This window comes from Mesorhizobium sp. LCM 4577 (assembly GCF_001854795.2).
In the GTDB taxonomy this organism is placed as follows: Bacteria; Pseudomonadota; Alphaproteobacteria; order Rhizobiales; family Rhizobiaceae; genus Mesorhizobium; species Mesorhizobium plurifarium.
Genome location: NZ_MDDU01000001.1, coordinates 302271 through 328746 on the forward strand (window position 1 = coordinate 302271; position 26476 = coordinate 328746).

Genomic DNA, 26476 nt, shown 5'->3' on the forward strand with positions numbered 1-26476 from the left:
CTCCGGTCTCGCCAATGCAGTTGGCCGGGATCAAGAAACTGAAGCGCCACCCCTCCCGTTCGCCCCGTCGAGCAGGGCGATCAACCCCTTCAGGATCTCGATGGGCGGCGGCGGGCATCCCGGGATATGCAGGTCGACCGGCACCACGTCGGACACGCCGCCGACGACCGCATAGCTGCCGGCGAAGCAGCCGCCGTCCTTCGCGCAGCCGCCGAGCGCGACCACCCATTTCGGATTGGGCATCGCGTCGAAGGTCCGCTTCAGCGCCTCGCGCATGTTCCTGGTGACCGGCCCGGTGACCATCAGCACGTCGGCATGGCGGGGCGAGGCGACGAAGCGGAAGCCGAAACGCTCGATGTCGTAGAAAGCGTTGTTGAGCGCATGCATCTCGAGCTCGCAGCCATTGCAGGAGCCGGCGTCGACGGCGCGGATCGACAGGCTCCGGCCGAGCCGGTTGCGGGCGACACCGTCGAGCGCGCGTGCCAGTTCGTCGACCGCCGCGTCGCTGACTTGCGGCGGTCGCTCGGTCAGAGGCGGACGGATCAGGCTTTCGAAGAGCAGCTTGCGCATGGCGGTGTGCCTTGGCCCAGGTTGGAGCAGTTCAGCGTCTGGTAGAATCGCCGATCTGCTCCAACTCTTTGTTTTTGCGCAATTCCGGACGGAAAACCGCTGCGCACTTTTCCTGGAATTGCTCTAGAGATCATGGCCGGAATAGGAGCAGTTGAACGATTTGTTGCAGATCGGGAAGTCGGCGACGATGTTGCCTTCGATCGCTGCTTCCAAGAGCGGCCACTGGAACCATGAAGGGTCGCGCAGGTGGCAACGCTCGATCGTGCCGCCCTCGCCGATGCGCAGCCAGACCAATATGTCGCCTCGGAAACCCTCGACCAGCGCCATGCCCTCGCGCGGCCCGTCCGCGCGCACGACCTCGACGAGAGCTGGGCCGGCGGGCAGCCGCCCGAGGATCTGCTCGACCAGCGACAGGCTCTGCTCGACTTCCCGCACGCGGATCCAAACGCGCGCGTTGACGTCGCCCTCCTGCAGCACCGGCACGTCGAAGGCGAGCTCGTCGTAAGGCGCGTAGCCCGGCGCGCGCCGCGCATCGAAATCGCGGCCCGAGGCGCGCCCGACATAGCCGCCGGCGGCATATTGCCGGGCAAGCTCGACCTTCAGCCGGCCGGTCGTCACCGTACGGTCCTGCAGCGAGGCGGTGTTGTCGTAGAGCTCGACCAGATGCGGGAAGCGCTGCCTGATCTCCGCGACCAGCGACCGGATGGCGCTGGTGCCGGCCTCATCCAGGTCGCATGCCGTGCCGCCGGGCAGGATGCGGTCGCGCATCAGGCGATGGCCGAAGGCCGCGTCGGCGGCGCGCAGCACGCGTTCGCGCAGCACCCCGCAATGCGCATGCATGATCGCGAAAGCGGCGTCGTTGCAGATGGCGCCGATGTCGCCGAGGTGATTGGCCAGGCGCTCCAGCTCCGCCATCAGCGCGCGCAGCCATATCGCGCGCGGCGGTGGCGCGACGCCGAGCGCGGCTTCGACGGCGCGGGCGAAGGCCAGGGAATAGGCGACCGTGCTGTCGCCTGACGTCCTGCCCGCCAGCTTGGCCGCGCGATCCAGGGATGCGCCGGCCATCAGGCCCTCTATGCCCTTGTGCACATAGCCCAGCCGCTCTTCCAGCCGCACCACCGTTTCGCCGCCGGCCGTGAAGCGGAAATGTCCCGGCTCGATGATGCCGGCATGCACCGGCCCGACCGCGATCTGGTGGAGGCTCTCGCCCTCCGCTGCCAGGAACCGGTAGGAAGAGGCGGCCGCCGGCCCGCCGGGCTGCGCCGCCAGGGGATGGCTGATGCCCCATTGGCCATGGTCGATCCAGCGGCGGGTGTCGGGCAGGCCTTGCGGCGCCAGCCCGAACAGGTCCGCCGCGGCGCGTTCCAGCCGCAAAGCCGGCGGATGGTGCTGGCCGACCGAAGGGTAGCGGCCGCCCCGGCAGTCCAGGCTGATGACGCCGATGTCGAGCGCTTCGTCCAGAAGCGCCATGTGCACCTTGTCCGGCTCCCCCCACAAGCCGAGCAGGCTCCAGCGGCCCTTGGCGAGCTGCTCGACGGCGAGGTTCCAGACCTTCGGGGCCACCACGGCGCGCGGCCAGGGAAGGTGATACTCGATCCGGCGGGCGGCCTCGATGAGATCGGCGAGTGCGGGCAAATTCTTCCGGGTCATCCGCCTCACCCCAAGATCCCGGCGACATGCTGGAACCACGCCACCAGCGGCGCCGGCAGGTAGATGCCGGCGGCAAACACCAAAGCGAGGTGCGAATACATCGGCACGTAGGATGCCTCGACCGGCGCGGTGCCGCCGCGCGGCTCGCCGAAGGCGAGCCCGGTCAGCCGCAGCAACAGTGCCCCGAAGGCGATAAGCAGCCCGAACACCAGCGGGATCGCCAGCCATGGATGCCTTGCGAAGGTCGAGCTCACGACCAGGAACTCGCTCATGAAGATGCCGAGCGGCGGCAGGCCGGCGATGGCCACGACGCCGATGACGAGCGCCCAGCCAAGCCCGGGATGGCTTTCGGTCAGCCCCCTGATCTCGGAGATCTTCTGCGTGCCCTTGACCTGCGCGATATGGCCGACGGCGAAGAAGATCGCCGATTTGGTCAGGCTGTGCATGACCATGTGCAGCAGGCCGGCGAAGTTGGCGAGCGGGCCGCCCATGCCGAAAGCGAAGACGATGATGCCCATATGCTCGATAGAGGAATAGGCGAACAGGCGTTTGATGTCGCGGCGGCGGTAGAGCATGAAGGCCGCGAAGATCAGCGAGGTCAGTCCCATCGTGACCATCAGCGGTCCTGGTCCGATCGCTTCGGGGCTCGCCGCGAGCAGGAGCTTGAAGCGCAGCACGGCATAGAGCGCGACGTTGAGCAGCAGGCCCGACAGCACMGCCGAGATCGGCGTCGGGCCCTCGGCATGCGCGTCGGGCAGCCAGGCATGCAAGGGGGCGAGGCCGACCTTGGTGCCGTAGCCAAGCAGCAGGAAGATGAAGGCGACGCTGAGCAGCGCCGGGTCGAAATGCGCAGCCTTTTCGATCAGCACCGACCAGACCATGGCGTTGGTGCCTTCGCCGACCACCGGCTGCGCGGCCATGTAGACGAGAATGGTGCCGAACAGCGCGAGCGCGATGCCGACGCTGCCGAGGATGAAATATTTCCACGCCGCTTCCAGCGCCTCGTGCGTGCGGTAGATGCCGACCATCAACACGGTAGTCAGCGTGGCGAGCTCCACCGCGACCCACATCAGGCCGATATTGTTCGACACGAAGGCGAGGTTCATGCCGAACATCATGATCTGGTACATCGCATGGTAGAACCGGAGGTTCGGCGCGGTCAGGCGCCCGGTCTCCAGCTCATGCGCGATATAGGACGCGCTGAACACGCTGGTGGTGAAGCCGACGAATGTGTTGAGCACGATGAAGACGATGTTGAGGTCGTCGACCAGCAGATATTGCCCAGGCGCCGGCCGGTCGGTGACGAACAGCGAGAGCGCCGCAAGCAGGGTGAGCAGGCTGGCCACGACATTGACGGCCGCGGTCATCCGATAGTTCGGCAATGCCGCCATGATAGCCGCGGCGCCCGCCGGGATGAAAAGGATCGCGGCCACGGCATCGAAGGAGAACCCGCTCACCGACGTTCTCCCCGGTAGTCGTCAAGCGCGCCGATATCGACCGAATCGAACCGTTCGCGGATGCGGAACAGGAAGACGCCGATGACGATGAAGGCGATCAGGATCGAGAAGGCGACGCTGATCTCGACGACCAGCGGCATGCCCTTGGCGCCGGTGGCGGCCAGAACCAGGCCGTTTTCCAGCGACATGAAGCCGACGACCTGGCTGACGGCGTTGCGCCTCGTGACCATCACCAGCAGCCCCAGCAGGATGATCGACAGCGCGAAGGCGAGATCTTCGCGGGCGAGCGGGTCGGCCTCGGGCGTCACCCGAAGCATCAGCACCATGGAGAGCGTCACCAGTCCGATGCCGGCGAGCATGGTCGGGCCGATGCCGACCGCGGTCTCGATGTCGCGATGGATGCCGAGCCGCTGGATGATGCGGTGCAGTCCGACGGGAATGACGATCGCCTTGAAGACCAGCGCTATCGCCGCGGTGATGTAGAGGTGGTGCGCGTCCTGGACATAGGCCTGCCAGGCCACCGACAGGGCAAGCATGACCGCATGCAGCGCAAAGACGTTTATCAGCGCGAACAGCCGGTCCTGGTAGAGCATCATGAAGGAGATCAGCACCAGGCTGCCGGCGAGCAGATGGGCGATGTCGAAGGTGAGACCGTTCATCACAGGCTCCGCGAGACGAACAGCAAAAGCGTGCCGAGCAGCGCCAGCATCAGCGCCGCGCCCAAGAAATCCGGTACGCGGAAGACACGCATCTTGGCGACCGCCGTCTCGAACACGGCAAGCAGGATGGCAAGCACCGTGAGCTTGCCGAGATAGGCGACGGCGCCGATGGCCAGCGCTTTCGGCCCTGCGCTTGCGCCGTCCAGACCCCAGGGCAGGAAGACGCAGGAGATCAGCGACATGTAGAGCAGCAGCTTGAGAAAGGTGGCGAGCTCGATCATCGCCAGATGGCGGCCGGAATATTCCAGGATCATCGCCTCATGCACCATGGTGAGCTCCAGATGCGTGGCCGGATTGTCGACCGGAATGCGCGCATTCTCGGCGATCGCCACCATCACGAGCGCAATCAGCGACATGCCGAGCGACACCCTCAGTCCGACTTGCGGAGAGCCCATGAAGGCGGCGACGGTCGAAAGCTGCGTGGCGCCGGCCACCAGCGCCAGGCTGAAGACGATGAGCAGCATCGCCGGTTCGGCGAGTGACGCGATCATCACCTCGCGGCTGGCGCCAATGCCGCCGAAGCTGGTGCCGACATCCATCCCGGCCAACGCCTGGAAGAAGCGCGCGCTGCCGAGCAGCGCCACGATGACGATGAGGTCGGCGGTCCAGCTGAATTCGAGGCCGGCGGCGAATGTCGGGACCAGCGCCGCCGCCACCCAGGTTGCGGCGAAGATCAGATAGGGCGTCACGCGGAACAGCCAGGAGGCGTTGTCGGCCAGCACCACCTCCTTGCGCATCAGCCTGACGAGATCGCGATAGGGCTGGATCAGCGGGGGTCCTTGCCGCCGCAGCAGCCTTGCCTTCACCTTGCGCACGAAGCCGATCAGAAGCGGCGCCAGCAGAAGCACGACCAGCATCTGCGCGCCCTGYACGGCCAGCTGGAAAATCATGGCCATAGCGCAAGCACCAGAAGCAGGATGACGAGGTAGAGGAACACCAGCGTCAGATAGCGGCGGATGGTCAGGAACTGCAGGTGGTTCAGCCGCTCGGTGGCGAAATCGATCGCGCCGGTGATCGGCTGGTAGAAGATCTCCCAGGCCACGTCATGCATGTCCACCTTGAGACGCGCCGGCTCGAGGGAGCCCGGCGCCGGCATGTCCACCGTCTCGCGGGACCTGAACGCGAAGCCGCCGAAGACGCGGCGAATGGGCTGCGCGAAGCTGACGGCGGTGTATTGCGCGGCCGGCACCGCGTCCGCGAAGCCGCACCCCCAGGCAATGCCCCGGCGCAGCGCATGCGAGGCGAAGCGGTGGATGAAGAAGGCCGCAAGCGACGCCGAGACGGTGATGAAGACGAACACCAGGAGGCCGTTATAGGAGCTGCGGCTCTCGGCGATCGGCACGATCGACAGCCAGGGCTCAGCCATCTGCACCGGCATGCGGTCGCCGATGAGCGAAATCGTCACCGGCGACAGGGCGTCGATGACGAAGCCGGGCAGGATGCCGGCCAGCAGGCAGAAGGCGGCAAGCACCGCCATCGCCGTCAGCGACCAGCGGTCGACCTCATGCGCCCGTTCCACCGCCGCCGACCGCGCCCGGCCGAGGAAGGTGATGCCGAATGCCTTGACGAAGCAGGCCGCGGCCAGCGCCGCCGCCAGGGCCAGCATGCCGCCGACCGCGGGCACGATGACCTTCAGCCCCCATTGCGGCAGCTCGGGGCTGCGCAATATGGCCTGGAAGACCAGCCATTCTGACGCGAAGCCGTTGAAGGGCGGCAGCGCCGAGATCGAGACGCAGCCGACGAGGAAGACGAAACTGGTCACCGGCAGGCGGTGGATGAGGCTGCCGAGCTTTTCCATGTCGCGCTCGCCGGTCGACGTCAGCACCGCGCCGGCGCCGAAGAACAGCAGGCTCTTGAAGAAGGAATGGTTGAGCACATGAAAGAGCGCCGCGGTGAAGGCCAGCGCCGCGGCCGAGGGCATGGCATTCGCCTTGAAGGCGAGCGCAAGGCCGAGGCTGGTGAAGATGACGCCGATATTCTCAATGGTCGAGTAGGCGAGCAGCCGCTTCAGGTCCTTTTCCATCAGCGCGTGAAGGATGCCCAGCACCGCCGTCACGCCGCCGATGAGAAGCACAGCTATGCCCGACCACCATGCCGGCTCGCCAAGCAGGTCGAACACCACGCGGATGAAGCCGTAGATGGCGACCTTGGTCATGATGCCGCTCATCAGCGCCGAGACGTGGCTGGGCGCTGCCGGATGAGCAAGCGGCAGCCAGGCATGCAGCGGCACGAGGCCGGCCTTGGAGCCGGCGCCGAGCAGCATGAGAACGAGCACCGCGCCCGCCGCGAGCGGGCCGGGATGCGCCGTCCGCATCGCGTCGAACGCGTAGGTTCCCGCCGGTCCGGCCAGCAGGCCGAAGGCAAGCAGCAGCGCCATCGTGCCGAAGCTCGCCATCACCAGGTAGATATAGCCGGCCCGCCTGTTGGCCTCGTCGCGGTGGTGCGCCATGACCAGCGCCCAGGAAGCGAGCGACATGAATTCCCAGGACAAGAGGAAGCTGAAGGCGTCGTTGGCCAGCACGACGAGGTTCATGCCGGCGAGGAACGCCGGGTAGAACGGCATCACCCGATGCGGCGCCGATTCGTGCCGGCCGTAGCCGAGACCGTAGAGGCTGGCGATGGCGCCGCCCAGATTGACGACGAGGAGGAAGAACGCCGACAGGCCGTCGAGGCGGAATCGGGCGCCGGTCCAGGGCAGGCCGAGCGGCAAGGTGGCGGACGCCTCGCCGGAGTTGCCGGCGAGATGGCCGGCAACGATCACCACCAGGACGGCTGAAATGACAAACGCGGCGCCATAGACCAGACGCGTCGCAAAGCTGTGCCGGCTGACGGCCGCGGCGAGGACGGCTGTCGCCAGAAGCGCGGCAGGGCCGCACAGCAGAAGCGCGACGGTCGAATTCACGGCTGGCTCCCGCCGGATTCGGCCCCGTCGCCATCGGCTTCGGATACCTTGGCCGGATCGAAACCGGCTTTCAGCCGCACGCCGCGTCCGCCGCCCTGGCTCACCGCGCCTTCCCCGATCAGCTCGATGCCGGATACCTCGAGCGCCGCGATCAGCTTCATCAGCGAATCGACATTGCCCCGGATGATCGAGCCGCTGGCTTCCATGCGCTGGATCGTCGGCACCGACAGGCCGGACAATTCGGCAAGCCGGCGTTGATCGATGCCGAGCAGCGATCGGGCGGCGCGCAATTGCGGTGCGGTTATCACCGACGACTCTCTTGTTCAGTTCTGAGATATGAGGTCTCAGTGCTGTAGCCTACATTAAAACGTTCTATCGTCAAGGATTGATGTTTAAAACATCTATGTTGACGGCAGCTGGCCGACCCTGGAGCGGGGATGTCCTGATCCTTGTCAGCCCCGATCTCGCGTGCCCGGGGCTTGCGGACGCAGATACACGGCCAGGCAGCAGCAACAGATGGCCAGGCCGGCGATCGGATATCTCAGGGCGACGAGCGCGGCGAGCGCGAACAGACAGAGCGTCGCCGCCGCGCGAAGGCGCATCGTTTTGCGCGCACTCTGCGGAATCATCTCCGCCGGCAGCGGCTCGATCAGCTCGCGGATGAGGAAGAGATAGGTCAGGTTCACCAGGAAGAAGACGCCGGCATAGAAGGCGACGGGCTGCGGCGAGAGTTCGCTGACGGCCATCCAGGCAGTGGCCAGCGGGAGCAGGGAAACCGAGAACAGATGCGCGAAATTGTGCCACATCAGGCGGGCGGTCATTCCGGTCGCGTGGCGCAGCAGGTGATGATGGTTCGCCCAGACGATGGCAATGAAAAGATAGCTCACGCCATAGCTCACCCAGGTCGGCCACAGTCGGAGCAGCGCCGCGAAGGTCGGGATTTCCGGCGGGCGAAGCTCCAGCACCAGCACTGTGATGAGTACGGCGAACACGCCGTCCGAGAACGCGTTCAGCCGTTCGAGGCCTGATGAAGGAAGCATGTGGCCGTCCTCTCGCCGGTGCCCCCAAGCCGAGTATAACTTTGCCGGCGGCTAATGCGAACAGGCTGGACGGTACCTCAACGCGACGCGGTCGGTTCTATTCGAATCGTGATCGCGCCGCGGCTCAATCGGTAAGGAAGCAGATATCCGCCTCGACGACGCAATAAGGAACATGGCGGAAATCGCGGATGCGCACGACCTCTTCGCCGCGCCAGTCGATCAGCACGAAGCCGCGCACGGCGTCRTCCGCCCGCGGGTTGCGGATCAGAATCGCCGGCCGGCCGTCGACGAAGCCGAGCGACAGCGCCCAGTCGCCGAGGCGGTCGTAATTGCCGAAATAGGTCGAGGCTTCCTTCTTGCCGTTGAGGCGGGCGCGATTGACGACGTCGACCTGGACATCCTCGGCGATCAGCCGTCTCACCCCGTCGAAATCGCGCGCATTGAACAGGTCGACATAGTGGCGCAGCCGACGCTCCCCCTCCGGGTCGAGCTTCGGCATGGCGACGTCGTCGGTTCGGCCCGCCAGCGCCTTCAGCTCCGCCCGGCCGCGATGCAGCGCCGCCTTGGTTGCAGCCAAGGTCGCGCCCGTCACGTCGCAGGTTTCGGAAAGGCTGAGGCCGAGCACGTCGGTCAGGACCACGGCGCTGCGCTGTGCCGGCGTCAGCTGCATGAAAGCGCGCAGGCTTGCCGCCGCCGCAAGCCTCGCCTCGGCGCTGGCCGAGTGATCCTCGATCGTCGTCATGTCGGCCTCGGTGATGCGGGAGCGGTCCCGCTGGCGGCGGCGCAGATGATCCTGCGCCGCATTGTGGGCAATGCGGAACAGCCACTGCTCCGGGCGTTCGACCAGAGCGCCGCCGTCATACGCGGCAAGCGCCTTCACCACCGCCTCCTGCACGATGTCCTCGCCGTCGATCGACGAACCCGCCATGCGCGCGGCGTAGCGATGCAGTTTCGGCCGCAGGCCGACGAGCATGGCCTCAAGTTCCGCGCGGCCGAACCCTGCCAAGCTCATCGTCCTCTTTCTCTCACGCCAATGCCAAGGTCAGGCGGGCACGGCTTCATCGACCCTGGCCAGCATACGATAATCGCCGACGATCTTCGCCGGCGACCTCACAAGCGGCGTCGAACGCCGGCCGGCGTGATCGGCGCCGAACGCCTTGAAGGCGTCGAGCTCGGTGAGCGCCGAACTGTCCTTGTCATAGCCGACAAGGTGGACGAATTCGCCGTTGTCGAGCTCAAGCACTAGGTAGCGCACTGATTGCGGCTGCGTTTCATCCAGCGCCTCGAACACTTTTGCCGCCAGCGCCCGGTTCTCGGCGATGCTGGCATCCTTCACGCGATAGCGGATGAGATTGTAGGTCATGGTCGTCTCCTGCTTGGGGATTGCAAGAGGAAGACGTTTCGGATGGGCGAAAGGATTCGCGCGGAGACAAAAAAATCTCCCCCCTTGAGGGGGAGATGTCGCCAAAGGCGACAGAGGGGGTCACAGCGCATGGAACGCCACGCTTTTGCGGCGGCAGGCGACGTTGGCGATCTACGTGAGACGACCCCCCTCTGGCCTGCCGGCCATCTCCCCCTCAAGGGGGGAGACTATCGCTCACCCGACCGCCTTCGCCGCGGCCCGCCCGGCACTCCGCCCCGAAAAAATGCAGCCGCCGAGGAAGGTGCCTTCCAGCGCCGCGTAGCCATGCACGCCGCCGCCGCCGAAGCCGGCCACCTCGCCCACCGCGTAGAGACCCGGCACCGGCTGGCCCTCGGCGTCGAGCACGCGGCTGTCGAGATCGGTCTGCAGCCCGCCCAGCGTCTTGCGGGTGAGGATGTTGAGGCGCACCGCGATCAGCGGGCCGTTGGCCGGGTCAAGCATCTTGTGCGGCTTGGCCGTGCGGATCAGCTTGTCGCCGAGATAGGCCCGCGCGCCGCGCAGCGCCGTGACCTGCGCGTCCTTGGAGAAGGGGTTGTCGAGCTGCATGTCGCGGGCGCGGATCTCGCGCTCGACCTGCGCGACATCGAGCAGCGGCTCGCCGCCGGCGAGCGCGTTCATGCGCGCCACCAGCTTCGCAAGGTCGGCCTCGACGATGAAGTCCTCGCCCTTCTCCATGAAGGCTTTCACCGGGCCGGGAATACCCGATGTCGCGCGGCCCAGCACCTGCCGCCAGCTCTTGCCGGTGAGGTCGGGGTTCTGCTCCGATCCCGACAGCGCGAACTCCTTCTGGATGATCTTCTTCGTCAGGATGAACCAGGAATAGTCGAAGCCGGTGCTCATGATGTGGCTGAGCGTGCCCAGCGTGTCGAAGCCCGGATAGAGCGGCACCGGCAGCCTTTTGCCGCGCGCGTCGAGCCAGAGCGAGGACGGGCCGGGCAGGATGCGGATCGCATGCTCGGTCCAGATCGGCGCCCAGTTCCTGATCCCTTCGACATAGTGCCACATGCGGTCGCGGTTGATGACCGAACCGCCGGCCGCCTCGGCGATCGCCAGCATGCGTCCGTCGACATGATCGGGAACACCGGTGATCATGCGTTTCGGCGGCGTGCCGAGGCGAGGCGGCCAGTTCTTGCGCACCAGCTCGTGGTTGCCGCCGATGCCCCCGGAAGCGACGATCACGGCCTGCGCGTGGAGCTCGAAGTCTCCCGTCGCGGCGCGTGAGCTCTTGCGGCCGCGCTCGACGCTGCTCGGCTCGAGGATGTCACCGCGCACGCCCGTCACCGTGTCGCCGGTGCGGATGATCTCGTTGACCCGGTGGCGGAACCTGAACGCGACCAGCCCGCGCTTTTGCGCTTCGCGCGCGCGCAGCACGAAAGGTTCGATCACGCCGGGCCCGGTGCCCCAGGTTATGTGGAAGCGCGGCACCGAGTTGCCATGGCCGACCGCGTTGCCGCCGCCGCGCTCGGCCCAGCCGACCACGGGGAAGAACTTCAGGCCCCGCTCGATCAGCCAGGAGCGCTTCTCGCCGGCGGCGAAGCCGACATAAGCCTCCGCCCATTGGCGCGGCCAGAGATCCTCCGGCCTGTCGAAAGCGGCCGTGCCCATCCAGTCCTCGAGCGCGAGGTCGTGCGAATCACGGATGCGCATGCGCCGCTGCTCGGGCGAATCGACCAGGAACAGCCCGCCGAACGRCCAGAAGGCCTGGCCGCCCAACGACTGTTCCGGCTCCTGGTCGACGATGATGACCTTCCTGCCGGCGTCAGCCAGCTCGGCAGCGGCAACGAGGCCGGCCAGCCCCGCGCCGACAATGATCACGTCCGCGTCAGCCATCTATTCCTCCCAGAAGCTAGCCGGCAGCTTGTTTAGACGGGTTCCCAGCCGTCCTTGTCGCCGGCGCGGAAGATGGCGTCGATGACCTTCTGGTTCAGCACCGATTCCTCCAGCGTGAAGACACGGTCCTTGCCGCCCTGGGCGGCGCGCACGAAGGCTTCGACTTCCAGCCGGTACTGCTGCGTGCCGGGGAAGCGGAACACCTGCGCCTCGGTGTGGTTCTGGTTGTGCAGCTCGATGCGGTGGTGCTCGTAGAGCCCGGCATTGAACGGGCCGAAGATCTCGATGAAGCCCTTCTCGCCGTGGAACACCATCACCTGCCGCGCCGCCATCTGCGTCGACAGATAGAAGGACAGCTCGAAGTCGCCGAAGTCGGCGCGGATCGAGGAGTAGATGTCGGTGCCGAAGGTCTTGTCGCGTTCGATCGTCGCCTGCACGCRCAGCGGCTCCTTGCCGGTCGAGAAGCGCGTCGACACCGTCGGATAGACGCCGATGTCGGGCAGCGCGCCGCCGCCGAGGTCGAGCTGGTTGCGCATGTTGTTGGGGTCGACATTGTAATAGGAGAACGCACCCTGCACATGGCGCAGCCGGCCGATGGCGCCGCCGGCGATGAGGTCGCGCACCTTGATCCATTGCGGGTGGTAGACGACCATGAAGGCCTCGCAGACCAGCACCTTCTTTTGGTCGCGCAGCTTGATCAGCGGCGGGATATCCTTGGCGTCGAGCGCCAGAGGCTTTTCGACCAGCACATGCTTGCCGGCCTCGATCGCCTTTGCCGTCCATTCGACATGCTGCGAGGTCGGCAGCGGGATGTAGACGCCGTCGACCTCCTTGGACGCAAGCAGCTCCTCATAGGAGCCGAAAGCATGGCGGGCGCCGAAACGCTCACCCAATGCCTTGGCCTTCGACAGGTCGCGGCTGGCGATCGCCGACAGGACGCCGTTCTCCGAGTCCACGATTGCCGGCAAAAGCTGCTCGCGGCCGATCTTCGCCGTCGACAGAACACCCCATCGGAACATCACGCTTCTCCCATGTCGGTTTACATCGATGGAGGTGTGCCCCAATTCCGCAGAAAAGCCAATGCGGGAGGCGCCTTCCTCGCCCCACGCAGTGGGGAGAGGTGTCCCGGCGAAGCCGGGACGGAGAGGGGCTTCGTAGAGTGCCGACCTCAGAGCCGAGCTGCTTCACAGCAGCCCAATTCTGCGAGGGCCCTGCCGTCGCGCAGGGCGCCCCCCCGCTCCGTCTCGGGCTTCGCCCGAGCCACCTCTCCCCCGCCTTCGCGGGGGCGAGGAAACCGGGCGCTACCCCCTTCTCCCCGTCAGCGTCATGTCGAAATCGACGACGTTGGAATAGAGCGGCGTGCCGACATCCATGCCGTAGCGCGACCTGAGCACCTTGCCGGTGACGTGGAACTTGATGGTCCCGCCCCGCAAGCCGCCGAGCTCGGCCGTGAATTTTTCCGGAAACGTCCTGCCGCGCGCCGTCAGCCGGCCGGTCACCAGCGCTGTCGTGTCGCCGGTGCGGGTGACGCTGGTCGAGCGGAACTGGATTTCCGGATTGTTGGCCGCGTCGAATACCGCGTCGGAGCGCAGGAAGGCATCGATGCGGCCTTGCCCGGTACCGACGCTTTCGGGATAGATGGTGAGGTCGACCTTCGAGCGGCCGACATCGCCATTGTCGATGCGGATCGTGCCTTTGAAGCGACCGAAGGCGCCATCGAAGCCGCCGCCGCCGACCTTGCCGATGGTGAAGCGGATCGAGGAGCTCGACGGGCTGATCGTGTAGCTGCCGGCGGCGTCGCTGAGCGCCACGGCGGCAACGGCAGGCACGGTGAGGCAAGCGGCGAAGGCCGCCAATCCGAAGATGCGCGTGTTCATGGGTTTCGTCCCTCCGCAGATACGCTTTTTTCTGCGTTTTCGTCCCACCAACGAATGATGGCGCGGTTCTATTCCCTGCCTGACGAAGGTGTGATCATGCGCGTCAGCACCGTGTCGCGCAGCAGGAAATGGTGGCGCAGCGCCGCCGCGATGTGCAGCGCCACCAGCGCGATGCCGGCATAGGCGAGATACCAATGCGCCGAAGTCCAGAAGCTTTCCGCCGCATCGGATTCGACAAGCGGCAAATTGGGCATCACGAAGAGGTTGAACGGCATGGTCGGGATTTCCAGCGTCGACACCGAGACCAGCGCCCAGCCGGAGAGCGGCAGCGCGATCTGGAAGGCATAGAGCGCGAAATGCGCCAGCGGCGCTGTCCTTCGCTCCAGCGTTCCGACCGAAACCGGTAGCGCCGGCGCCGCATTGCCGAGCCGCCAGGCGATGCGCAGGATGATCAGCCCGAGCAGCAGGAAGCCGAAGGATTTGTGCAGCTGGATCAGCTCGAAGGACGCCCGCTGGCTTGTGATGCGCACCATGACGACGCCGAGCGCGAATTGGCCGATGAAGATGATGCCGATCAGCCAGTGAAGGACGATCATCGCCCAGCCGTAGCGGGTGGGGGTGTTGGTGAGGGATTGCATGGGAGGCGAACGTTGCCGGCGCCGGTTTTCTTCCGGCGACTTACCCTCTCCACAAGGGGAGGGCAATCGCATATGGCCGCGCAGCCCCCTCATCCGGCCGCTTCGCGGCCACCTTCTCCCCGATGGGGAGAAGAGACTGGCGCCGACGCCGGCAATCTCCTCTCCCCTTGGGGAGAGGTCAGCCGAGCGAAGCGGAGGCTGGGTGAGGGGGAGTGCCATATGCCTGCCCCCACAAGGGGGTATACGCCTACCCGCTCACCCTGAAGAAATCCACGAACGCTCTCAGCGCTGGCCGCATTTGCCTGCGGCTCGGATAATAGACGAAGAAACCCTCGAAGGACGGGCACCAGTCTTCCAGCACGCGGATCAGTCGGCCGTCGGCGAGCGGCGCCCGCACATAGGGCTCGAAGACGAAGGCGAGCCCGGCGCCATCGACCGCCGCCTGGGCGATCAGATGATCCTCGTCGAGGATCAACGGCCCTTGCGCGGCGATCTCGATTTCCTCGCCGTCCTTCTCGAACTCCCAGCGGTAGAGGATGCCACTCGAGAAACGGAAGCGGATGCAGCGGTGGTCCGCCAGCTCACGCGGATGGCGCGGCTTCGGCATGGAAGCGAAATAGGATGGCGCGGCGACCACTGCGCCGCGGAGATCGGGGCCGATGCGCACCGCGATCATATCGCGCTGCAGGCTTTCGCCGAGCCGCACGCCGGCGTCGAAACCACCTTCGACCACGTCGGTGAAGCGGTCCTCGATCACGATCTCCAGCACGATGTCGGGATAGGCGGCGGCAAAGGCGCCGAGCCGTGGCGTCAGCGTCAGATGCGCGGCCGTGCGCGGCACGGTCAGCCTGAGATTCCCGGCCGGCCGGTCGCGTGACTCGGCCGCCGTTTCCAGCGCGAGATCGATCTCGGACAGCGCCGGCCGCAGCCGCTCGAGCAACTGCGCCCCCTCCTCGGTCGGCGATACGCTGCGCGTGCTGCGGGCCAGAAGTCGCACGCCGAGCCGCGCCTCCAGGCTGGAGACGGCATGGCTCACGGCCGAAGGCGCGATGCCGAGCTCGCGCGCAGCGCCGCGGAAGCTGGCGCATTGGGCAACGGTGGCGAGCACCGCGAGCTGTGAGAGATTGGTCCGGTTCATTGTTCTATTTTATAGAGCAAGCCGTACAAAAGAGAGTCGATTATCGAACGAAGCGCAAGGCCTTATCTCCCTCGCATCGCAACAAGGAGATGCGTGATGAAAACCCGCAAGCTAGGAACTGAACTCGAAGTCTTCCCCGTCGGCCTCGGCTGCATGGGCATGAGTTTCGGCTATGGCGGCCAGCCCGAGGCGGAAGCCATCGCCACGCTGCGCCGCGCTGTCGAGATTGGCGTGACCTTTTTCGACACGGCGGAAGTCTATGGCCCCTTCGAGAACGAGATCCTGCTCGGCAAGGCGCTGAAGCCGGTGCGCGACAAAGTCACCATCGCCACCAAGTTCGGCTTCAAGATTTCCGAGCACGGCTCGGGCACCGACCGCATGATCGGCGTCGACAGCCGTCCTGAGCACGTCAAGGCGGTGGCGGAAGCTTCGCTGAAGCGGCTCGATACCGACGTGATCGACCTCTATTACCAGCATCGCGTCGATCCCAACGTGCCGATCGAGGACACGGTCGGCGCCATGGCGGAGCTGGTGCGCGAGGGCAAGGTGCGGGCGCTTGGCCTGTCGGAGGTGAGCGCAGCCACGCTGCGCCGGGCGCATGCCGTGCACCCGATCGCCGCCGTGCAGAGCGAATACTCGCTGTGGAGCCGCGATCCGGAGGACGAGATCCTCGCCGTCTGCCGCGAGCTCGGCGTCGGCTTTGTCCCCTACAGCCCGCTCGGCCGCGGCCTGCTCACCGGCACGCTCAGCAAGCCCGACGCGCTCGGCGCCGGCGACTGGCGCCTGACCCTGCCGCGCTTCCAGGCCGGGGCGATGGAAGCCAACAACGCCGTCATCGCGGTGCTGGAGAAGATGGCTGCCGGGAAGGGCGTGACAACGGCGCAGCTGGCGCTCGCCTGGGTGCTGCACCAGGGCGATTTCATCGTGCCGATCCCCGGCGCAAGGAAGATCCGGCACCTGGAGCAGAACACGGCGGCGGCCGGGATTGAGCTGAGCGCGGCGGAAGTGGCGGCGATCGGCGATGCGTTGTCGCCGGACAAGGTGGTCGGCAAGCGTTATACGGAGGAATTGCTGGCGCTGGTGAACGGGTGAGGGTTGAAAGGGGGCGTTTCGGCTTTTCGTTGAAAGGTACGCGCGAGGCCCCCCTCTCTGGCCTGCCGGCCATCTCCCCCTCAAGGGGGGAGATCAGATGTCACGCCGGCTTTCGCCAATCGCCAACGTTGCAAGGGGAGTGCCGGCGCCGAAGCTGCCAATCTCCCCCCTTGAGGGGGAGATGCCCGGCAGGGCAGAGAGGGGGGCCTCGCGCAGACGTTTCTTATCTCTGCACCCTACCAAGCCACCACCTCAATCTCCGGCCAGCACTCCTTCGCCCGCTGCCCCTTCGTCACATGCGTCCGCTGATTGTCCAGCGCCCGGTTCGGCATGATGCGAAACGAAAAAACGTCATCCAGCCCGAACGGCGCCACGAGTTCCAGCCTCCCGTCGCTGCCGTACCGCACCCCCACTGCATGCGTCTTCGAGGCAAAATAGCTCACCGACTCGCTCGCGCTCGCATAGCGTGGGCATTGTTGTCCGAACTTCTGCGGATACCAAAGATGCACCCGCGCCTGGTTGCGCACCTCGATCGGCAGCTTCAACCCCTCGAAGTGCGCTGCCGCCCGGCGGATCACCGCATCCTCGGCCTCGTAGGATAAATCGGCATCGTCGAAGTAGAACAGGTCGACATCCTTGATGCCGTATCCCGGCGGTTTGGCGGTCAGATGGTTCCAGACGCTGTTGTAGAGCGCGCCGGAGACCACCAGCCAATCCGGCAAGGCAAGTTCTCGCACCCGCGCCAGCGTCTCGGCCAGCAGCGGATCGGCCGCGACGATCGCGAGGAAGGCCGCGCGTTGCTCTTCGAAGGGAAGGCCGGAATAGCGGAGATGGCTCATCGCCCTTTGGAGGGCGATTCGCCATCGCTCCGCAATCCGCCAAAGCAATTCCAGGAAAAGTGTCGGGCGGTTTTCCGTCTGGAATTGCGTAAGACAAATGCTTAGAGCGGCGTTGAGCCGCTCTAAGCGCGCAGCACGCCGCCTGTCTGCTTGTTGACGTTCTCGACGATGCGTTTTGCGAGCGCCTCGAAATCCTCGTCGGTCAGCGTCTTTTCGACCGGCTGGATCGACACTTCGATGGCGATCGATTTCTTGGCGGCGCCCAGCGAGGCGCCCTCGAAGACGTCGAACACCGAGACGCCGGTGACCAGCTTCTTGTCGGCGGCCAAAGCTGCCCGCACCAGCGTGCCGGCCTCGACCGTCCTGTCGACGACGAAGGCAAAATCGCGCTTCACCGCCTGGAAAGGCGATAGCTCCAGTTTAGGCTTGGTGCGCGTCGGCTTGGCCTTCGGCTCCGGCACGGCGTCGACGAACACCTCGAAGCCGCAGAGCGGGCCCGAGACGTCCAGTCCGTCCAGCGTCTTCGGATGGAACTCGCCGAACGTGCCGAGCACGGTCTTGGGACCGAGCTTGATCGTGCCGGAACGTCCAGGATGATACCAGGCCGGGCCGCCTGGCTCGATCTGCAGCCGGTCGACCGGCGCGCCGCAGGATTCGAGCGCCGCGATCGCGTCCGCCTTGGCGTCGAACACGCCGACCGGGCCGGCATTGCCGGCCCAGCTGCGGCCCGAGCCGTCGAGCTTGGCGGTGCCGCGCCTGACGCCGGCGGCCACGCGCCGCTGCTGGTCGGCCAAGTCGCCTTCATAGGTGCCGGAGACCTCGAACAGCGCCACATCGCCAATGCCGCGGTCGGCATTGCGCTGCGCGGCCGCGATCAGCCCGGGCAGCAGCGAAGGCCGCATGTCGGACATGTCGGCGGCGATCGGGTTGGCGAGCTTGAGCGCGCTCTGGCCACCGCCGAACAGCTCGGCATGCTTGGCCGGGATGAACGACCAGGTGACGGCCTCCATCATGCCGCGCACGGCGAGCGCCCGCTTGGCGGCACGGGTGCGCACCTGCAGCGTGGTCAGGATCTTACCGTTGACCGCGTCATGAGAGGTCAGTGGCTGGGGCGCGATGTTGTCGACGCCGTGGATGCGCATCACTTCCTCGACAAGATCTGCCTTGCCGTCGATATCCGGGCGCCAGGACGGCACCTTCACCTTGACGACGTCGCCCGAGCCCTGCGGCTCGAAGCCCAGCCGGGTCAGGATGTCCAGCGCCTCGGACCTCGGCACCTCGATGCCGGTCAGCCGCTTCACCTCCGAAAGCGGGAAAGTGACGATCTTCGGCTTGTGGCCGGCATAGCCGGCGACCTCGATCTCCGAAGGCGTGCCGCCGCAGAAATCGAGCACCAGCTTGGTCGCCAGCTCGACGCCCGGCACCATGAATTCGGGATCGACGCCGCGCTCGAAACGGTAACGCGCATCGGTGATGATGCCGAGCGTGCGGCCGGTGCGGGCCGTGGCGATCGGGTCCCAGAGCGCCGATTCGATCAGCACGTCGGTGGTGTTCTCGTCGCAGCCCGAATGCTCGCCGCCCATGATGCCGGCGATCGATTCGACGCCGTTGTCGTCGGCGATCACGCACATTTCCGGCGTCAGCGTGTATTCGCGCCCGTCGAGCGCCAGCACCTTTTCGCCTTCCTTGGCGCGGCGCACCACGAGGTTGCCGGCGACTTTCTTGGCGTCGAAGACATGCAGCGGCCGGCCGCGGTCGAAGGTGACGTAGTTGGTGATGTCGACCAGCGCACTGATCGGGCGCAGGCCAATCGCGATCAGCCGCTGCTGCAGCCATTTCGGCGACGGGCCGTTCTTCACGCCCTTGACCAGTGTCAGCGCGAAGCCGGGGCAGAGTTCCGGCGCCTCGATCGTGACCTTGACCGGGCACAGGCCGTTGCCGGCATGCGGCATGATCCCTCCGCCCACCAGGCGGCCGAGCCCACTCGCGGCGAGGTCGCGCGCAATGCCGTAGACACTGGTCGCGTCGGGACGGTTCGGCGTCAGATTGATCTCGATCACCGGATCGTCGAGATGCGCGTAGGCGGCGAAGCTGGTGCCGACCGGCGCGTCCTGCGGCAAATCGATGATGCCGTTGTGCTCGTCGGAGATTTCCAGCTCGCGCTCGGAGCACATCATGCCGTGGCTCTCGACGCCGCGGATCTTGCCGACCGAGAGCGTCACGTCGATGCCGGGGATGTAGGTGCCGGGCGCGGCGAAGGCGCCGATCATGCCGGCGCGGGCGTTGGGCGCCCCGCACACCACCTGCACCGGCGGCTTGCCGTCGCCGGTGTCGACGGTGAGCACGCGCAGCCGGTCGGCGTCGGGATGCTGCACCGCCGTCAGCACTTTCGCGATGACGAAGGGCTTCAGGCCCGACTTGTCGTCGACATGTTCGACTTCGAGGCCGATGGCGGTTAGCCGCTCGACGATCTCGGCAAGCGAGGCGTCGGTCTCGAGATGGTCCTTGAGCCAGGAGAGGGTGAATTTCATGGTGCTGTTCCGTTTGGTCCTTGCCCGTCCGACGCTTGTTGGATGGGCCGGGAGACGCTGGTCTTCAGATGTCTGGGCAGATCGTCCGGCATATGCAGGAAGGGGAGTTGCTCACGCACATAGGCATGCAGCGTCGGCTTGAAATAGGCCGGCATGTCCATGGCGCCGAGCATGAAATAGATCCGGTTGTCGAGCCTCTTGTCGGTATAGGCGATCGGCGAGCCGCAGGTGCCGCAGAACGTGCGCTCCACCGGGCCGTTGCGGTAGCTTTTCAGCGATTTGCCGGTGAGCGCGACCTGGTCGGCCATGAAGCCGACAAAGGCCGACACCGGCGCGCCCGTCGCGCGCCGGCAATCGCCGCAATGGCAATAGCTGATGTGGTGCGGCTCGGCCGAAGCCTCGAACCGCACCGCGCCGCAACGGCAGCCGCCGGTGTGAGGTGCCGTCATGCAGACAGCCCCCCGAACAGCGTCGGCAGGTCGAGCGGCCGGAACCCGTAATGGCTGAGCCAGCGCACGTCGGCGTCGAAGAAGGCGCGCAGGTCCGGCATGCCGTATTTCAGCATGGCGATGCGGTCGATGCCCATGCCCCAGGCAAAGCCTTGATATTCGTCGGGATCGAGCCCGCCGGCGCGCAGCACGTTCGGATGCACCATGCCGCAGCCCAGGATCTCCATCCAGTCGGAGCCTTCGCCGAAGCGCACTTCGCCCGGACGCGAGCGGTCGCACTGGATGTCGACCTCGAGGCTGGGCTCGGTGAAGGGGAAGAAGGACGGCCGGAAGCGCATCTTGACCGACGGCACCTCGAAGAAGGCCTTGCAGAACTCTTCCAGCACCCACTTCATGTTGGCGACGTTGGCGGTCTTGTCGACCACCAGCCCCTCGACCTGATGGAACATCGGCGAGTGGGTGGCGTCCGAATCCTGCCGGTAGGTCTTGCCGGGGATGACGATGCGGATCGGCGGCTTCTGCCGCTCCATGGTGCGGATCTGCACGGGCGAGGTGTGCGTGCGCAGCAGCTTGCGTTCACCCTTCTCGTCCGGCTGGAAGAAGAAGGTGTCGTGCATCTCGCGCGCCGGATGCCCCTCGGGGAAGTTCAGCGCCGTGAAATTGTAGTAGTCGGTCTCGATGTCCGGGCCTTCGGCGATGGCGAAGCCGAGGTCGCCGAAGATCGCGGCGATCTCGTCGATCACCTGGCTGATCGGATGGATGCGGCCGCGCTCGGCCGGCGACTGACGGACGGGGAGCGTCACGTCGACCGTTTCCGCCGCGAGCCGTGCGGCGATCGCCACATCCTTCAGCGCCGCCTTGCGCTGGGCGAGCGCCTCGGTGACGCGGTTCTTCAAGCCGTTGATCGCCGGGCCCTTCACCTGCCGCTCCTCGGCGCTCATGGCGCCCAGCGTCTTCAGCATTTCGGAGACCGAGCCCTTCTTGCCCAGCGCCGAGACGCGCACCGCCTCGATCGCGGCCTCGTCCGAAGCCGCCGCGATGTCGGCCATCAGCGAAGCTTCAAGGGTTTCAAGATTTCCAGCGGTGGCGTTCACGGCGAATTCTTTCTATCGGTGGCTGTCATCAGCGTGCGTCACGATTTTCGTTTCGCAGTACGATTTTTGTTGCAGCAGGCATAAGAAAAACCCGCGCCAGCCGTGCCAGCGCGGGTTCCCCAAAATCAGAATTGCGAATGCTTGGGAAGCGCTGGCTTAGGCGACAGCGCTCTCAAAAGCATTCGGCGTGGTGTTCTTCAGGTATTCGAGCGCGACCTTGGCCTTGCCGACCAGCGCGGCGAAAGCCTGCGGCTCGTGGATGGCCATGTCCGAAAGGACCTTGCGGTCGATCTCGATGCCGGCCTTGTTGAGGCCGTCGATGAAGCGGCCATAGGTCAGGCCGTGCTCATGCACCGCCGCGTTGATGCGCTGAATCCACAGCGCGCGGAACGAGCGCTTGCGGTTCTTGCGGTCGCGGTAGGCATACTGCAGCGACTTCTCCACCGCCTGCTTGGCGATGCGGATGGTGTTCTTGCGGCGGCCGTAGAAACCCTTGGCGGCTTTCAGGACCTTCTTGTGCTTGGCGTGGGCGGTGACGCCTCTCTTTACGCGTGCCATGTCATGATCTCCTTAAAACGCTGTCCAGACCGAATGCTCAGAGGCCGTTCGGCAGAAAATTCTTGATGACCTTCTTGCCGTCCGGTTCAGCCAGAACCATCGTGCCGCGGGCATCGCGAATGAACTTGTTGGAACGCTTGATCATGCCGTGGCGCTTGCCGGCGGCAGCCGACAGCACCTTGCCGGTGGCAGTAATCTTGAACCGCTTCTTGGCGGCCGATTTGGTCTTCATCTTGGGCATTTTGCTACTCCGTATTGGTGGCGCACCATCGCGCTTCTTTTTTCGCTTCGGGCCGACCAAAGCCCGAAAAGCAAATGAAACCGCCACGGCATGCCCTGCCGGGCGGTTTTCTTTAGACGGCGGTCCTATAGATCAAAGACGGCCGGTGCGCAACACCTCGCCATGCGACGCGCTGTCCCGTTGGGTAGGGTGGTTGAGATTCAGGTCAGGCCGAGTCGAGAATGGTGGTTTCCGAGAACCGGAGCGGAGCGTACTTAAAGTACGTGAGCACCGGAAGCACAGGAAGCCGCCGTTCGCAGGCCGGCCTCACCTGAATATCAGCCACCCTACGGCAGTGTGAACCACACCGGCAGCACCCCCGACTGCTGCATGCCGTCGATCAATTCGAAGGCCGGCAGCGCGACCAGAAACACCAGGCCGTCGAGCAGCGTGTTCAACAAGAGACGCGGCTTGAAGCTGCCGGTGTCGCCTTCCTGGTAGAGCCGGAGATTCGGGAAGAAGCGCGGCACCTTGGCGAGATAAGCTTGGTAGGGCGCGCCGAGGACTTCCTTCAGGTACCGCTCCTCGCGCAGGATGACGATGTGGAAGGCGCCGGCGCAGAGCAGCGAGAACAGGATGATGCCGCTGAACGAGCCGATCTGCGCGCCGACGCCGGCGGCCRCCACGGTCGAGAACAAATAGAGCGGATTGCGGGTGATCGAATAGGGACCGCCGGTGACCACTTCGGCCGATTTGCGCCCGCCGATATAGAGCGTCGACCACAGCCGCCCGACAATGCCGAGGAAGATCAAGAGCACGCCGAACATCTCGATCGACTCGTGCATCGGCGTGTCCGGCGGAAAGGACGATTGACCGAACAGAAGCGCGGCAAAYAGCACCACGATCAGCACTGCCAGCACGATCCGGCGCATGTGCTGATAGCCGCYCAACCCTTCATTCTGGTTGTCGGCCGGAACCTTCACTTCATCGACCATGACCCATCCGATCGTCGAGTGGCGATCGGATTGAAAACAGGCGCCCCGCCGATCGTCGGGACGCCGTGCCCGGCAATTCGGGCGGATTTTAGAGCGGGATAGAAGGAGCCGGGCAACTCTCGAAACCGTGATGGGCGCGGCGCTTTGACGGCCGCGTCATCCTTGGTCAGCGCGGCGCCAGGACCATCATCATCTGGCGGCCTTCGAGCTTCGGCTCCGCTTCGACCTTGGCGATCGTCGACACTTCCTCGCGCACCTTGTTCAGAAGCTGCATGCCGAGCTCCATATGCGCCATCTCGCGGCCGCGGAAGCGCAGCGTCAGCTTGACCTTGTCGCCTTCCTCGAAGAAGCGCCGCACAGCCTTCATCTTGGTCTCGTAGTCATGGCTGTCGATGTTCGGGCGCATCTTGATCTCCTTGATCTCGATGACCTTCTGGTTCTTGCGCGCTTCGGCCGCCTTTTTCTGGTTGGCGTATTTCAGCTTGCCGAGATCGAGGATCTTGACGACGGGGGGCTGCGCGTTGGGTGATATCTCGACGAGATCGAGCCCAGCCTCTTCGGCCAGCAGCAGCGCTTCGTTGATGGAAACTTCGCCACGGTTCTGGCCGTCGGCGTCGATAAGCTGGACCCGGGGCACCCGGATGTCTCGGTTGGAGCGCGGCCCGTCCTTGGTGGGTGCCGCTGCTTTGAAAGGTCTGCGAATGGTCGTGGTCTCCTCGGCCGTTTCGTTCAGGGTTTCTTTAGACAAGAAGTAGGTGGACGCGCCTATGTGGTGAGCGCGGGGCGTGAGTCAATAGCATAGTCGCGCCGGAAAATCACCTGCCGCCTGGCAATTGTCTGCACCAAGCAAAGAAACGCCGCGAGCACTTTTCGTTGAACCACAGCCTGTGCCAAAAGGACCGGCCGAAAGGACAAGCTCATGGCCGCCAGCGCTCCGGTTTTCATCGATGTGGACGGGTCGAACATCGCCGTCAGGCAGGCGCCGGGCGCGGCGCCCGGCGTGGTCTGGCTCGGCGGCTACAAGTCCGACATGCTGGGCACGAAGGCCGAGACGCTTGCCGCCTGGGCCGCGCGCGAGGGCCATGCCTATTTGCGCCACGACTATTCCGGTCATGGCGAGTCGGGCGGCGCATTCGCCGACGGCACGATCTCCAGATGGCTGGCCGAGAGCCTTGCCGTCTTTCGCCGGTTCAGCAAGGGCAAGCAGATCCTGGTCGGCTCCTCGATGGGGGCGTGGATCGCGCTGCGCATGGTGCAGGAACTGCGCAAGGCGGGCGAAGACCGTGTGGCCGGCCTGGTGCTGCTCGCCCCGGCGCCGGATTTCACCGTCGAACTGATCGAACCGGTGCTGACCGACGCGCAGCGGCGCGATCTCAAGGAAAAAGGCTTCTTCACCGAGCCGTCCGACTATTCCGACGAGCCTTATATCTACACGCGCGCGCTGATCGAGGACGGCCGCGCCAATCGGGTGATGACGGGGCCGATCGACACGCACTGCCCGGTGCACATCCTGCACGGACTTGCCGATCCGGATGTGCCGTCCGGCCATGCGCTGAAGCTGGCCGCTATGTTGCCCGCCGACGACGTGACGCTGTCGCTGATTCCGGACGGCGACCATCGCCTGTCCCGCCCCGAGGATCTCGATATGCTCATACGGACCGTCGGCGATATGGTCAGGCGGGCCGCCGGATAATGCGCATTTCCATCCCGATATCCGCCTTCGTCGCGGCAATCGTCGGTTTCGGCGGCACGCTGGCTCTCGTCATCGCGGCCGCCAAGGCGGTCGGCGCCACGCAGATCGAGACCGCGAGCGGTGTCACCGCGATCTGCCTGGCCATGACGATTGAATGCCTGTGGCTGTCCTGGCGCACGAAGATGCCGGTCATCACCGCCTGGTCGACGCCTGGCCTGGCGCTGATCGCGGCCTCCAGCGGCTTCACGATGCCGCAGGCCGTCGGCGCCTTCATGGTCACCGGCGTCCTTCTGGTCGCCACCGGCCTGTTCAAGCCATTGACCCGGCTGATCGCGCAGATCCCGGCCTCCGTCGCGTCCGGCATGCTGGCCGGCATCCTGGTCAGCTTCGCCGTCAATGCGGTGAAGACCATTCCCGCCGATCCCTGGCTGATCCTGCCGCTGATCGCCGCCTTCTTCGTCATCCGCCTGTTCAATCCGGCTCTGTCGGTGCTGGTGGTGCTGATCGGCGGCGGCCTCGCCGCTTTCCTCACCGGCCGCGTCGGCAGCCTGCCTGTGCCGGAACTGTCGACATTGACGTTCATTGCGCCGCAATTCACTGCATCGGCGACCATTGGCCTCGCCTTGCCGCTCTATCTGGTCACCATGGCCTCCCAGAACCTTTCCGGCCTCGCGGTGCTGCGCGCCGCGGGCTATCATCCGGAGCCCGGTCCGCTGATCGGCGTCACCGGTCTGTTTTCGCTGCTCTCGGCGCCGTTCGGCGCCGCCACCACCAATCTTGCGGCCATCTCGGCCGCCATCTGCACCGGCCCCGACGTTCATCCCGACCCGGCCGAACGCTGGAAAACCGGGCCGTTCTACGCGCTCGCCTATCTCATCTTCGCCATTTTCGGCGCCTCGCTGGTGGCCATCTTCGCCGTCCTRCCGCAAAGCCTGATCGTGCTGGTCGCGGGGCTCGCCTTGACGGCGCCCCTGGCCAACGCCCTGTCGATAGCCCTTCACGACGTTGACGAACRCATGCCGGCGACGGTCACCTTCGCGGTGACCACCTCGGGGCTCACGCTTTTCGGCGTCGGCGCGGCATTTTGGGGGCTGGTTGCCGGAATGGCAGTGCTTTTCCTGGAAAAACTCAAAAAGCGATAATCATTTCAGATGCTTCGCCGGTTTTGGCCGGACTTGCCTTGAATCGCCTATTTCGCCTTCCCATTTCGATTCCACGCAGCCGGATCGGCTGTCTCCAACGGAAGGATTGGGAGAAATGAATACGACTGCATTGATCCGTCCGGCCTGGACGCCGGCCACCATCGCGCTGATGGTCATCGGCTTCATGGTGTTCTGGCCGCTCGGCTTCGCCATGCTCGCCTACATCATCTGGGGCGACCGGCTCGAAGGCTTCAAGCGCGACATCAACCGCGCCACGGACGGCATCTTCGCCGGCTGCCGCCGCGGCTCCGAGAAGGCGGCCCGCTGGGGCCATGGCTCGGCCCGCACCGGCAACGTCGCCTTCGACGACTGGCGCGAGAAGGAGCTGGAGCGCCTCGCCGAGGAGCGCCGCAAGCTGGACGAGATGCTGACCGAGTTCGACGACTACGCCCGCGAGCTGCGCCGCGCCAAGGATCAGGAAGAGTTCGACCGCTTCATGGCCAACCGCAGCAAGCATACCGCGCCGACCACCACCGAGCCGGGCGACAAGCCCGCGTCCAAGCGCGGCAAGGGCACGAACCTGCTCGACGACTGAGATCCTTGCGCATGACCCCGAAAA

The 26476-nt window shown here is 65.6% G+C and carries 27 protein-coding genes; 4 read left to right on the forward strand and 23 right to left on the reverse strand.

Going from position 1 to position 26476, the window contains the following annotated elements:
- Window positions 1–30 precede the first annotated feature (30 nt).
- From LCM4577_RS01480 to LCM4577_RS01550, 15 genes are all read right to left on the reverse strand, one after another.
- On the reverse strand, window positions 31–570 hold the full coding sequence (locus LCM4577_RS01480) for an NADH-quinone oxidoreductase subunit B family protein (protein WP_071069200.1): 540 nt from the start codon (window positions 568–570) through the stop codon (window positions 31–33).
- A 123-nt stretch (window positions 571–693) separates the two neighbouring features.
- Entirely contained in the window at window positions 694–2205 is a 1512-nt protein-coding gene (locus LCM4577_RS01485) for an NADH-quinone oxidoreductase subunit C (RefSeq protein ID WP_116389969.1), read from the reverse strand.
- Between the two features lie 20 nt (window positions 2206–2225).
- Complete coding sequence (locus LCM4577_RS01490) at window positions 2226–3677, reverse strand: hydrogenase 4 subunit F (protein ID WP_071069204.1); 1452 nt, start codon at window positions 3675–3677, stop codon at window positions 2226–2228.
- Window positions 3674–4336 carry a hydrogenase-4 component E gene (locus tag LCM4577_RS01495; protein ID WP_071031847.1) on the reverse strand — a complete coding sequence of 221 codons (663 nt, stop codon included), beginning with the start codon at window positions 4334–4336 and terminating at the stop codon, window positions 3674–3676. Before LCM4577_RS01495 ends, LCM4577_RS01490 begins: the two co-directional genes overlap by 4 nt.
- Window positions 4336–5286 (reverse strand): respiratory chain complex I subunit 1 family protein, encoded by a 951-nt coding sequence (locus LCM4577_RS01500; RefSeq protein WP_371410025.1) that lies wholly within the window; start codon window positions 5284–5286, stop codon window positions 4336–4338. Before LCM4577_RS01500 ends, LCM4577_RS01495 begins: the two co-directional genes overlap by 1 nt.
- Complete coding sequence (gene hyfB, locus LCM4577_RS01505; RefSeq protein ID WP_071031849.1) at window positions 5283–7298, reverse strand: hydrogenase 4 subunit B; 2016 nt, start codon at window positions 7296–7298, stop codon at window positions 5283–5285. Before hyfB ends, LCM4577_RS01500 begins: the two co-directional genes overlap by 4 nt.
- Entirely contained in the window at window positions 7295–7606 is a 312-nt protein-coding gene (locus LCM4577_RS01510; RefSeq protein ID WP_040984975.1) for a helix-turn-helix domain-containing protein, read from the reverse strand. Before LCM4577_RS01510 ends, hyfB begins: the two co-directional genes overlap by 4 nt.
- Window positions 7607–7750: 144 nt before the next feature.
- On the reverse strand, window positions 7751–8338 hold the full coding sequence (locus LCM4577_RS01515; RefSeq protein WP_052467926.1) for a TMEM175 family protein: 588 nt from the start codon (window positions 8336–8338) through the stop codon (window positions 7751–7753).
- Between the two features lie 124 nt (window positions 8339–8462).
- Window positions 8463–9350, reverse strand: a complete 888-nt coding sequence (locus LCM4577_RS01520; RefSeq protein WP_071069208.1) for a sigma-70 family RNA polymerase sigma factor — start codon at window positions 9348–9350, stop codon at window positions 8463–8465.
- 30 nt (window positions 9351–9380) lie between these two features.
- Window positions 9381–9701 carry a hypothetical protein gene (locus LCM4577_RS01525; protein WP_244508191.1) on the reverse strand — a complete coding sequence of 107 codons (321 nt, stop codon included), beginning with the start codon at window positions 9699–9701 and terminating at the stop codon, window positions 9381–9383.
- Between the two features lie 234 nt (window positions 9702–9935).
- A complete protein-coding gene (locus tag LCM4577_RS01530; protein ID WP_071069210.1) occupies window positions 9936–11591 on the reverse strand; it encodes an FAD-binding dehydrogenase in 1656 nt (551 codons plus the stop codon).
- 32 nt (window positions 11592–11623) lie between these two features.
- Window positions 11624–12610 (reverse strand): Gfo/Idh/MocA family protein, encoded by a 987-nt coding sequence (locus LCM4577_RS01535; protein ID WP_071069212.1) that lies wholly within the window; start codon window positions 12608–12610, stop codon window positions 11624–11626.
- A gap of 282 nt (window positions 12611–12892) precedes the next feature.
- Entirely contained in the window at window positions 12893–13468 is a 576-nt protein-coding gene (locus LCM4577_RS01540; RefSeq protein ID WP_071069214.1) for a YceI family protein, read from the reverse strand.
- Between the two features lie 68 nt (window positions 13469–13536).
- Window positions 13537–14106 (reverse strand): cytochrome b, encoded by a 570-nt coding sequence (locus LCM4577_RS01545; protein WP_071069217.1) that lies wholly within the window; start codon window positions 14104–14106, stop codon window positions 13537–13539.
- A gap of 247 nt (window positions 14107–14353) precedes the next feature.
- Complete coding sequence (locus tag LCM4577_RS01550; RefSeq protein WP_071069218.1) at window positions 14354–15244, reverse strand: LysR family transcriptional regulator; 891 nt, start codon at window positions 15242–15244, stop codon at window positions 14354–14356.
- A gap of 96 nt (window positions 15245–15340) precedes the next feature.
- Between LCM4577_RS01550 and LCM4577_RS01555 the strand changes: the two genes are divergently transcribed.
- Complete coding sequence (locus tag LCM4577_RS01555; protein WP_071069220.1) at window positions 15341–16336, forward strand: aldo/keto reductase; 996 nt, start codon at window positions 15341–15343, stop codon at window positions 16334–16336.
- A 236-nt stretch (window positions 16337–16572) separates the two neighbouring features.
- Here the strand turns inward: LCM4577_RS01555 and LCM4577_RS01560 are convergent, their stop codons facing one another.
- From LCM4577_RS01560 to infC, 8 genes are all read right to left on the reverse strand, one after another.
- Entirely contained in the window at window positions 16573–17175 is a 603-nt protein-coding gene (locus LCM4577_RS01560; protein WP_071031859.1) for a nucleotidyltransferase family protein, read from the reverse strand.
- Between the two features lie 122 nt (window positions 17176–17297).
- Window positions 17298–19706: a phenylalanine--tRNA ligase subunit beta gene (pheT, locus tag LCM4577_RS01565; protein WP_071069222.1), complete on the reverse strand. Its 2409-nt coding sequence runs from the start codon at window positions 19704–19706 to the stop codon at window positions 17298–17300.
- Window positions 19703–20155: a GFA family protein gene (locus LCM4577_RS01570; RefSeq protein WP_071031861.1), complete on the reverse strand. Its 453-nt coding sequence runs from the start codon at window positions 20153–20155 to the stop codon at window positions 19703–19705. Before LCM4577_RS01570 ends, pheT begins: the two co-directional genes overlap by 4 nt.
- The gene (gene pheS, locus LCM4577_RS01575) at window positions 20152–21204 is read right to left on the reverse strand and encodes a phenylalanine--tRNA ligase subunit alpha (RefSeq protein WP_071069224.1); all 1053 of its coding nucleotides are present in this window, start codon (window positions 21202–21204) and stop codon (window positions 20152–20154) included. Before pheS ends, LCM4577_RS01570 begins: the two co-directional genes overlap by 4 nt.
- Window positions 21205–21405: 201 nt before the next feature.
- The gene (rplT, locus tag LCM4577_RS01580; RefSeq protein WP_040986810.1) at window positions 21406–21807 is read right to left on the reverse strand and encodes a 50S ribosomal protein L20; all 402 of its coding nucleotides are present in this window, start codon (window positions 21805–21807) and stop codon (window positions 21406–21408) included.
- A gap of 37 nt (window positions 21808–21844) precedes the next feature.
- Window positions 21845–22048 carry a 50S ribosomal protein L35 gene (gene rpmI / locus LCM4577_RS01585; RefSeq protein WP_027166935.1) on the reverse strand — a complete coding sequence of 68 codons (204 nt, stop codon included), beginning with the start codon at window positions 22046–22048 and terminating at the stop codon, window positions 21845–21847.
- A gap of 326 nt (window positions 22049–22374) precedes the next feature.
- Complete coding sequence (locus tag LCM4577_RS01590; RefSeq protein ID WP_071069226.1) at window positions 22375–23022, reverse strand: isoprenylcysteine carboxylmethyltransferase family protein; 648 nt, start codon at window positions 23020–23022, stop codon at window positions 22375–22377.
- Between the two features lie 166 nt (window positions 23023–23188).
- Complete coding sequence (gene infC / locus LCM4577_RS01595; RefSeq protein WP_041009911.1) at window positions 23189–23725, reverse strand: translation initiation factor IF-3; 537 nt, start codon at window positions 23723–23725, stop codon at window positions 23189–23191.
- Window positions 23726–23941: 216 nt separating this feature from the next.
- Between infC and LCM4577_RS01600 the strand changes: the two genes are divergently transcribed.
- From LCM4577_RS01600 to LCM4577_RS01610, 3 genes are all read left to right on the forward strand, one after another.
- Window positions 23942–24715: a carboxylesterase gene (locus tag LCM4577_RS01600; protein WP_071069228.1), complete on the forward strand. Its 774-nt coding sequence runs from the start codon at window positions 23942–23944 to the stop codon at window positions 24713–24715.
- Entirely contained in the window at window positions 24715–25857 is a 1143-nt protein-coding gene (locus LCM4577_RS01605) for a benzoate/H(+) symporter BenE family transporter (RefSeq protein WP_071069230.1), read from the forward strand. Before LCM4577_RS01600 ends, LCM4577_RS01605 begins: the two co-directional genes overlap by 1 nt.
- Window positions 25858–25972: 115 nt before the next feature.
- The gene (locus LCM4577_RS01610; protein WP_071069231.1) at window positions 25973–26452 is read left to right on the forward strand and encodes a DUF2852 domain-containing protein; all 480 of its coding nucleotides are present in this window, start codon (window positions 25973–25975) and stop codon (window positions 26450–26452) included.
- Window positions 26453–26476 lie beyond the last annotated feature (24 nt).